Annotated in this window: 5 protein-coding genes; 2 read left to right on the top strand and 3 right to left on the bottom strand. The window is 66.9% G+C overall.

All coding sequences use genetic code 11. The features are described from left to right. Positions 1 to 32 precede the first annotated feature (32 nt). Positions 33 to 2,039 (bottom strand): cytochrome o ubiquinol oxidase subunit I, encoded by a 2,007-nt coding sequence (cyoB, locus tag AAG801_RS39445; protein WP_341893329.1) that lies wholly within the window; start codon positions 2,037 to 2,039, stop codon positions 33 to 35. A gap of 4 nt (positions 2,040 to 2,043) precedes the next feature. Continuing rightward, positions 2,044 to 3,069 (bottom strand): ubiquinol oxidase subunit II, encoded by a 1,026-nt coding sequence (gene cyoA / locus AAG801_RS39440; protein ID WP_341893328.1) that lies wholly within the window; start codon positions 3,067 to 3,069, stop codon positions 2,044 to 2,046. A 191-nt stretch (positions 3,070 to 3,260) separates the two neighbouring features. Here cyoA and AAG801_RS39435 point away from each other — a divergent pair, with 191 nt between their 5' ends. Both AAG801_RS39435 and AAG801_RS39430 read left to right on the top strand, forming a co-directional pair. After that, complete coding sequence (locus AAG801_RS39435) at positions 3,261 to 4,601, top strand: MFS transporter (RefSeq protein WP_192193235.1); 1,341 nt, start codon at positions 3,261 to 3,263, stop codon at positions 4,599 to 4,601. 85 nt (positions 4,602 to 4,686) lie between these two features. Continuing rightward, positions 4,687 to 5,358, top strand: a complete 672-nt coding sequence (locus tag AAG801_RS39430) for an HAD family phosphatase (RefSeq protein ID WP_341893327.1) — start codon at positions 4,687 to 4,689, stop codon at positions 5,356 to 5,358. A gap of 226 nt (positions 5,359 to 5,584) precedes the next feature. On the opposite strand, the gene AAG801_RS39425 is transcribed toward AAG801_RS39430, so the two are convergent. Then, on the bottom strand, positions 5,585 to 6,403 hold an 819-nt coding region (locus AAG801_RS39425), incomplete at its 5' end, for an FAD-binding oxidoreductase (protein ID WP_341893326.1).

Here is a 6,403-nt window from a genome sequence, read left to right as displayed (position 1 = left end):
CCCCCCCCGGGGGAGTGGAGAGAGCGGTGGTATCAGACATGGGCGGTGGCCAGCAGGCGCGTGCGCGCTTCTTCGGTGCGAACGACGTCTTCCGCGGGGATGTAGTAGTCGCGCTTGTAGTTGAAGGTGTGGACGATGATCGCGACCAGCATGGCCACGAAGCCGATGCCGGCCAGGAGCCACATCTGCCAGATCAGGGCAAAGCCGCACACCGCGCTCAGTGCCGCGATGATGAAGCCGGCGGCCGTGTTCTTGGGCATGTGCACGGGGCTGAAGCCGTCCAGCGGACGCTGGTAGCCGCGGGCCTTCATGTCGGTCCAGGCGTCGTTGTCATGCACGCGCGGCGTGAACGCGAAGTTGTACGCGGGCGGCGGCGACGAGGTCGACCACTCGAGCGTGCGGCCGTTCCACGGGTCGCCCGTGGTGTCGCGCAGCGACTCGCGGCGGATGAAGCTCACCACCAGCTGGATCAGGAACGAGGCGATGCCCAGTGCGATGAGCACGGCGCCGACGGCGGCGACCTGGAACCAGATCTGCAGCGACATGTCCTGGAAGTGGCTCATGCGGCGCGTGACGCCCATCAGGCCCAGGATGTACAACGGCATGAAGGCCATCCAGAAGCCGACGATCCAGAACCAGAACGAGCACTTGCCCCAGAACGGGTCCAGCTTGTAGCCGAAGGCCTTCGGGAACCAGTAGGTGATGCCCGCCAGCATGCCGAACAGCACGCCGCCAATGATCACGTTGTGGAAGTGGGCAATGAGGAACAGGCTGTTGTGCAGCACGAAGTCGGCCGGGGGCACCGCGAGCAGCACGCCCGTCATGCCGCCGATCACGAAGGTGATCATGAAGCCGATGGTCCACATCATGGGCAGCTCGAAGCGGATGCGGCCGCGGTACATGGTGAAGAGCCAGTTGAAGATCTTCGCGCCCGTCGGGATCGAGATGATCATCGTCGTGATGCCGAAGAACGAGTTCACGCTGGCGCCGGAGCCCATGGTGAAGAAGTGGTGCAGCCACACGAGGTACGACAGGATCGTGATCACGACCGTGGCGTACACCATCGAGGCGTAGCCGAACAGGCGCTTGCCCGAGAAGGTGGAGACCACTTCCGAGAAGATGCCGAAGGCCGGCAGGATCAGGATGTACACCTCGGGGTGGCCCCAGATCCAGATCAGGTTCACGTACATCATGGCGTTGCCGCCGAGGTCGTTCGTGAAGAAGTTGGTGCCGACATAACGGTCGAGCGACAGCAGGGCCAGCACGGCCGTGAGCACCGGGAAGGCAGCCACGATCAGCACGTTGGTGCACAGGGCCGTCCACGTGAAGACGGGCATTTTCATCATGGTCATGCCGGGCGCGCGCATCTTCACGATGGTCGCCAGCAGGTTCACGCCCGAGAGCAATGTGCCCACCCCCGCGATCTGCAAGGACCAGATGTAGTAATCGACCCCCACGTCAGGACTGAACAGGATGCCCGACAGCGGTGGGTACGCCAGCCAGCCGGTCTTGGCGAACTCGCCCACGAACAGCGACGCCATCACGAGGCCGGCGCCGAAGGTGGTCATCCAGAAGCTGAAGTTGTTCAGGAATGGAAAGGCCACGTCGCGCGCGCCGATCTGCAGCGGCACCACGAAGTTCATGAGACCCGTGACCAGCGGCATCGCCACGAAGAAGATCATGATCACGCCGTGGGCGGTGAAGATCTGGTCGTAGTGGTGCGGTGGCAGAAAGCCCGCGTTGTCGCCGAAGGCGACGGCCTGCTGGGCCCGCATCATCAGTGCGTCGGCAAAGCCGCGCAGCAGCATCACCAGGCCCAGGATGATGTACATGATGCCGATCTTCTTGTGGTCGATGCTGGTGATCCAGTCATTCCACAAGGTGCCCCACAGCTTGAAGTAGGTCACCGCGCCCAGCAGCGCCAGGCCGCCCAGGATCACGGCCGCGAAGGTCACGAGCAAAATCGGCTCGTGAAGGGGAATCGCCTCCCAGGAGAGGCGGCCGAAGACGAGCTTCGTCAGGTCTAGGTTCTGCAGCATCTTCTTAGTCTTCGGTGGTGCACATCGCGGTGACGTACTTGCGCTTGGGCGTGTCGAGGGAGTCGGCCTGCCAGGCCTGCTTGGTGGCGATGTTGAATGCGCCCGGCTTGCCCATGCCGCCGTCGGCGTCGATGGCCATCATTTCCTTCATGCACATCTTGTTGCGGTCGACGCACAGGTTCAGGATGGCGTCGTACAGGGCAGGGTCGACCGCGGCGTAGTGGCGCACGGGCTCGCGCTCGCTCGGCACTTCGAGCTTCTTGTATTGCTCGCGGGTCAGTTCGCCCTCTTTGCCGGTCTTGACCTTGGCCACCCACTGGTCGAAGCCGTCATGGCTCAGGCCGTGGAACTTGAAGCGCATGCCCGAGAAGCCCGCGCCGCTGTAGTTGGCGGAGAAGCCGTCGAACTCGCCCGGCTTGTTGATCACCGCGTGCAGCTTGGTCTCCATGCCCGGCATGGCATAGATCTGGCCGGCCAGCGCGGGGATGAAGAAGGAGTTCATGACCGACGAGGCCGTGATCTTGAAGCTGATCGGGCGGTCCACCGGGGCCGCCAGCTCGTTCACCGTGGCGATGCCCTGCTCGGGGTAGATGAAGAGCCACTTCCAGTCCAGCGCCACCACCTCGACCACCAGGGGCTTGGTTTCGGCGGGAATGGGGCGTTGCGCGTCCAGGCGGCTCAGCGGTCGGTACGGGTCCAGCGTGTGGGTGCTGATCCAGGTGATCGCGCCCAGCGCGATGATGATCAGGAGCGGCGCGGCCCAGATCGCCAGCTCGAGCTGCGTGGAGTGGTCCCAGTCGGGGCTGTAGGTGGCCTCCTTGTTCGACTGGCGATAGCGCCAGGCAAAGAAGATGGTCAGCGCGATCACCGGGATGATGATGATCAGCATCAGCACCGTCGAGACGATGATGAGACGCCCCTGCTGGTTGGCGATGTCGCCGGAGGGGTTCAACAGCACTGTGTTGCAGCCCGCCAGGAAAATGGCGGAGAGCAGCAGGAGCGCTCGGCGAAGGGTCTTGAGGATGTGCATGCCGGGAGAGGAGAGTGCGAAGGCCGCGCAAAAATGACCCTGCAATCTACGCCGCCCAAGGGATTTCGCCTATTGGACGTTTTGTCCTATGGCGGTAAACGCAAATCGATGAGACGCTACAGGGTGTCCAGAATTCCCCCCTGTGTCGCGCTCCGGCGTGACACCCGAATTACAGCCAGCCAGCCAGCAAGATGACGACGTCCAGCATCAGTCCACAAGGCGCCCAGCCCGTGCCGCACCCGACCGAAGGCGGCGCCCGCGCCGCAGACGCCGACCATTCGCGCATCGCCCCGGGCGAGATCGCGGTCGGCGTGGTCATCGGTCGCGCCTCCGAGTATTTCGACTTCTTCGTCTACGGCATCGCCTCGGTGCTGGTGTTCCCGGCGGTGTTCTTCCCGTTCGAGCAGCGCCTGGAAGGCGTGCTCTGGGCCTTCGTGATCTTCTCGTTCGCCTTCATCGCGCGCCCCTTCGGCACCGTGATCTCGATGGCGATCCAGCGGCGCTTCGGGCGCGAGACCAAGCTGACGATTGCGCTGTTCCTGCTGGGCACCTCGACCGCCGGCATCGCGTTCCTGCCGGGCTACGCGAGCATCGGCTTCACGGCCATCGTGCTGCTGTCGATCTTCCGCTTTGCCCAGGGCCTGGCACTGGGCGGCTCGTGGGACGGTCTGCCGTCGCTGCTGGCGCTGAACGCACCGCCCAACAAGCGTGGCTGGTACGCCATGCTGGGCCAGCTGGGCGCACCGCTGGGCTTCTTCGTGGCCAGCGCGCTGTTCGCATACCTGTACTCCAGCCTGCCGCTGGCCGACTTCCTCGACTGGGGCTGGCGCTACACCTTCTACGTGGCCTTCGCCATCAACGTGGTCGCGCTGTTCGCGCGCCTGCGCCTCGTGGCCACCGACGAGTACGCGCGCCTGCTCGAAGAGCGCGAGCTGCAGCCCACCAGCGTGGTCGAGCTGACCCGCTCGCAGGGCGCCAACCTGCTGATCGGCGCGTTCGCCGCGCTGGCCAGCTACGCGCTGTTCCACCTGATCACGGTGTTCCCGCTGTCGTGGATCTCGCTGTACTCCGACCAGTCGATCACCGAGTTCCTGATCGTGCAGATGGTCGGCGCGGTGTTTGGCGCCATCGGCATCGTGGCCTCGGGCCTGATCGCCGACCGCATCGGCCGTCGCTTCACGCTCGGCGGCCTGGCCGCCATGATCGCCGTGTTCAGCGGCTTCGCGCCCACGCTGCTCGACGGCGGACGCATCGGCCAGGACATCTTCATCGTGCTGGGCTTTGCGCTGCTGGGCCTGTCGTACGGCCAGGCGGCCGGCGCCGTGACCTCCAACTTCGCGCCCAAGTACCGCTACGTGGGCGCGGCCCTCACGGCCGACCTGGCCTGGCTCATCGGCGCGGCCTTTGCCCCGCTGGTCGCCTTGGGCCTGTCGGCGCACTTCGGCCTGGCCTTCGTGAGCATCTACCTGCTGTCGGGCGCACTCGGCACGCTGGCGGCGCTGGGGCTGAACCGGGCGCTGGCGCGGGACTGACCGGCAGCGTTGCCGTTTCTCGAACCAAGGGGCCGATGGCCCCTTTTTTCATGGCCGCTGCGCGGCTCGCTTAGGATTGGCCTCGATGTTCACCGCCGCCATTTTTGACATGGACGGACTGCTGATCGATTCCGAGCGCCCCATCATGGCCGCCTGGATCGCCGCGGCCCGCACGCTCGATGTCGAGCTTTCGCACGCCCAGTACCTGCAATGCGTGGGGCTCGCCATGGGCGAGTCCAAGCAGATCCTTGCGACGCTGCTCGGCGGCGTGGCTGCCTACCAGCACGCGGCGGCGCAAGTGACTGCCGCGCTGCAGCTGGAACGTCTGGCAGGCGACGTGCGGCCGCTCTTTCCCATCAAGCCCGGCGCGGCCGAGCTGCTCACCGCCTTGCGCGGACGCGGCACGCGCTGCGCGGTCGCCTCGTCGTCCACGCGCGGCCAGATCGCGGCCTGCCTGGGCAGCCTTGACGTGCTCCATCACTTCGAGGCCTTCGCGGGCGGCGACGAAGTGGCGCGCGCCAAGCCCGACCCGGCGCTGTACCGCCTCGCGGCCGAGCGCCTGGGCGTGGACCCGGCCGATTGCGTCGCCTTCGAAGACAGCGAGAACGGCGCCAAGGCCGCGCTGGCCGCCGGGATGCGCGTGGTGGTGGTGCCCGACCTCAAGCACCCGCCCGAGGCGATCGTCGCGCAGGCCTTTCATGTGCTCGATTCGCTGCACGATGCAATGCCGCATGTGCCGCGCTGGTTTCCGTCGTAACCCGTTCCTCTTTGCCCACCGTCCGCGCGGCTCTGCGTGAACAGGCCGCGCGCGGGTCTCGTCACCGGGCCATCGCGCGCTCGAAACGGCCCTCGAGGTCGCTCCCCTTCTGACCCCAGAACGCTGCACTGAAGGCCGTGAGAGCGCTTGATGGGGGACGCCAGCGATCGGCTGGCGTGTTCAGTTCAGGTGCGGCCACGCGCCGCGGGCGCGTGCGTGCGTGTGCTCAGGCCAGCCGGTCGAGCAGGCTGTACCAGGCCACACCGCCGCCGATGTAGAAGCGCTGCAGCCCGTGCAGCGGAATCGGCTGCAGCGGCGTCACCGGGTACGGAAACGGCGCGCGCGCATCGGCCATGCGCGCGGCCACGTGCTTGCCCACGCTCGTGGCCAGTGCGATGCCGCGCCCGTTGTAGCCCAGCGCGATCGTCAGGCCCGGCGCGGGCGTGTGCACGTGCGGCATGAAGTCGCGCGTGACCGCGATGCGGCCGGCCCATCGGTACTGGTAGCGCAACGGGCCCAGCTGCGGAAACAGCAGTTCGAGCGAGCGCTCCAGGTGTGCGAAATCGGCGGGGCCCGTCGGATCGGCGAAGTGGCCGCGCCCGCCCATGAGCAACCGGCCCTGCGCGTCCTTGCGGAAGTACAGCAGCAGGCGCTGCGAGGTCGAGGCCGTCTCGCCGCCCCGCAGGATGGCGTCGACCTCGCGGCCCGACAGCGGCTCGGTCGCGACGATGAAGCTGTTGGCGGCCAGCACGGTGCGCGACAGCTTCGGCCACAGCCCGCCGGTGTAGCCGTTGGTGGCCAGCAGCACCTGGTCGGCCGTCACGACGGCGCCGCTGGCCGTGGTGGCGTGCCAGTGCACACCCTGGCGCGCCAACGCCGTGACCGCACTGCCGCCGTGCACCGCCACGCCCGCTTGCTGGGCGGCACGCACCAGCCCGCGCGTGTAGGCCAGCGGCTGGATGCCGCCCGCGCGCCCGTCGAGCCAACCGCCCGCGAAGGCCTGCGTGCCCAGGCGCGCGGCGACCTCGGCGCGATCGAGCATGCG

It is taken from the genome of Variovorax sp. YR752 (genome assembly GCF_943372545.1).
The sequence above is the reverse complement of the archived record's forward strand: the minus strand, read 5'-3'. Positions and strand labels throughout refer to the sequence as shown.